This window comes from Actinoallomurus acaciae (assembly GCF_042429965.1).
Classification (GTDB): Bacteria; Actinomycetota; Actinomycetes; order Streptosporangiales; family Streptosporangiaceae; genus Actinoallomurus; species Actinoallomurus acaciae.
On record NZ_JBHLZP010000776.1, the window covers coordinates 1 to 2,895 of the forward strand.

Sequence of the window (2,895 nt, forward strand, 5' to 3'; positions counted from 1 at the left end):
GCCCGGGCCCGTCTACCGGGAGCTGCTGGCCACGCCCGGCCCGGCGCTGGTCAACACGCTGCGGGTGGAGCCGGACCTCGGTACGCCGGCGCGCGGTGGCCTGCCCGCCACGACGGCCCGGCGCGACGGCGACCACTGGTCCCTCACCGGACGAAAGACCTTCTCCACCGGCGCCGTCGCCCTGAGCTGGATGGCGGTCTGGGCCCGCACCGACGACGAACCCGCGCGCGTCGGCGCGTTCCTCGTGCGCGCCGGCGACCCGGGAATCGTCATCGAGCCGACCTGGGACCACCTGGGGCTGCGAGCCAGCCGGAGCGACGACGTGGTCCTCACCGACGTACCGGTTCCCCTCGGATCCGTCGCGAATCTCGCCGAACCCGTACCCGGACGGCCCGCCTCCGGTGACCAGGCCGTCTGGAACTCCCTCGGTCTCACCGCCCTCTACCTCGGCGTCGCCGAAGCCGCGCGCGACTGGCTCGTGCGGTTCCTGCACGAGCGGGTCCCCACCGCGCTCGGCGCGCCGCTGGCGACCCTGCCCCGGTTCCAGACCGCGGTCGGTGAGATCGAGACCGCGCTCACCGGCGCGAACGACCTCATCGACGCCCTGGCGCGCCGGTACGACGAGGGCGACCTGCCCGAGGGCCGTGCCGAGACCGCCAAGCTGCTCGGCACCCGCGCGGCGATCACCGCCGTCGAGCACGCCGTGGCTCTCATCGGCAACAACGGGCTGACCCGGAACAACCCCCTACAACGGCACTATCGGGACGTGCTGTGCTCCCGAGTCCACACCCCGCAGGACGACGTCATCACCGCCGCGGCCGGCCGCGCCGCGCTCGCCCGCGTCGCCCAGAACACCTGAGGAACCGACCATGACCGAACCCACCACACTGCCGACCGTGCGTTCCTGGCCGCCCGCCGACGGCCTCCATCAGCGCGGCACCATCCTGCTGTTCCCCGGACGCGGCGAGCACGGGGGCGTCTACGAGAGGCTGGGCCGCCGGCTCGCCGCCGACGCCTACGCCGTCCACGCCGCGGACAGCACGCCCGGCGACGACCTGGGCGCCCTCACCCGGCTGGCGGACGAGGTCACCGCGACCGCGACCGGGCCGATCGTGCTGGCGGGCTCGGACACCGGCGCCCTCCAGGCTCTTGCCCTGGCCGCCGCGCGGAGTCGTCCGCCGGACGGTGTCATCATCGCCGGTCTCGCCGCCTTCGGGACGACGCCCCAGTCCTCCTGGGACGAAGAGCTCGAGGCGCGCACCGCCTGCCCCACGCACCGGCGACGGCTCACCGACGACGGCCGGTTCGTCCGCGGCTCGCTGTCCGCACCGCCGCCGGCGGCGCTGTTGTCCGCGGAGCTCCCGCTCGACCGGATCGGCCTGCCCGTGCTCCTCCTGCACGGCGACGCCGATCCGGTCACCCCACCGGCGACCGCACGCTCGATCGCCGCCCGGCTGCCGGCGGCCGAGCTGGCGGTCGTCCGGGGAGGACGGCACGACGTCCTCAACGACATCGACCACCGCAGCGTCGCCGCCCACGTCGTGCAATGGCTCGAACGCCTGCGTTCCCCGGACCGCGCCCCCGTCGTGGTCGTCGAGACCCTCGGCTGAGTACGCGTCCCGTTCACCCTCTCCACCGTGAGGTGAGGTCAGCATGGCCAGCATTCTGTCCGTCTCCGGAAGCCCGTCCGTCACCTCTCGTACCGCCCGCCTTCTCGACCACGTGGCGGTACGGCTCGCGGCCCAGGGCCACCAGGTGACGTCGCTGGAGGTCCGTACCCTGCCCGGCGAGGCGCTGCTCGGCGCGGACTTCGGGCACCCCGCCATCGTCGCGGCCACCGAGTTGTTCGATCAGGCCGACGGCGTCGTCATCGGCACCCCCGTCTACAAGGCGGCCTACTCGGGCCTGCTCAAGTCGCTGCTCGATCTGCTTCCGCAGTACGCGCTGACGGGCAAGACGATCCTGCCGCTGGCCACGGGCGGGAGCACGGCACATGTCCTGGCCATCGACTACGCGCTGCGACCCGTGTTGTCCTCGATGGGCGCACGGCACATCGTCCAGGGATGGTTCGTCCTCGATCGTCACATCACGGTGCGCGAGGATGGGACGACGGCCGTCGAGGCCGGCACCGATGAGGCGCTCGGCCGCCTGGTCGACGACTTCTCCGCCGAGATCGGCGCGCCCGCACGACTCGCGACCGCCGGCTGAGCGCCCGTCGGGGTCATGACCATGTCGTGAGAGGCCCAGCGTGTCCGCGATCCTGAGCGCCTCGTCCGGCACGGGGGGAGATCTCGGCGACCTCCCTCGGCCCGCTCCGCAGGCGACGACACGTCCCGAGGACCTCCCGGGGGAGGCGGTATCCGCCGTCTCCCACCCATCGTCCGTGGTCACCGGCCATGTTCCGGGACGCAGGGAGATCCGGTCCGACAGGGCGATCGGTGCGTCGAGCAGCGCCTGCCGGAGAAGACCGGTCCTGAGCCCGTCGCCGAGCGCGGTCCTTCCGTAGACGAACCGGTCGACGGCGCCGCCGAGAGCAGGTCCGCGTACCTCTTCACCGTCGGCGCGGCCCGCCCGGCGCCTCCGGACGGTCGAGCAACGCCGTCATCGCCTCACGGGCGGCGCTCGGCCGGGGCAGGAGGCGGCGATCGAGCTGATCGTCGCGTGGCTGCTGGAATGGCTGCACGAGGGCTCGCGGCCCTCGGCCGTCACCGTCCGCCGACGGCTCCAGGGCCCGGACGGATCGGCGCGGCCCGACCGGCCCGGGTGGTGTTACGGCGTGCCGGGGATCGCCCGCGCGCTCCACCTCGCCGGCACCGCGCTCGACCGGTCCGCATGGCGAAGAGACGGCCGTGGCCGTCTCGGTGCTGCGCCGCCCGTGGGACGAGTGGGACATGA

At 73.7% G+C, this 2,895-nt stretch carries 4 protein-coding genes; 3 read left to right on the forward strand and 1 reads right to left on the reverse strand.

What is annotated here, in order from left to right; genetic code table 11:
• The 3 genes from ACFFNX_RS46775 to ssuE all read left to right on the forward strand — a co-directional run.
• Positions 1-859, forward strand: an 859-nt coding sequence (locus ACFFNX_RS46775) for an acyl-CoA dehydrogenase family protein (protein WP_378212831.1), incomplete at its 5' end; no start/stop codon positions are given.
• Positions 860-869: 10 nt separating this feature from the next.
• Positions 870-1,610 carry an alpha/beta hydrolase gene (locus ACFFNX_RS46780; RefSeq protein WP_378212832.1) on the forward strand — a complete coding sequence of 247 codons (741 nt, stop codon included), beginning with the start codon at positions 870-872 and terminating at the stop codon, positions 1,608-1,610.
• A gap of 43 nt (positions 1,611-1,653) precedes the next feature.
• Positions 1,654-2,208: an NADPH-dependent FMN reductase gene (gene ssuE / locus ACFFNX_RS46785; protein WP_378212833.1), complete on the forward strand. Its 555-nt coding sequence runs from the start codon at positions 1,654-1,656 to the stop codon at positions 2,206-2,208.
• A gap of 343 nt (positions 2,209-2,551) precedes the next feature.
• Here ssuE and ACFFNX_RS46790 read toward each other — a convergent pair.
• Positions 2,552-2,895: hypothetical protein (locus tag ACFFNX_RS46790; RefSeq protein WP_378212834.1), on the reverse strand; the 344-nt coding region annotated here is incomplete at its 5' end.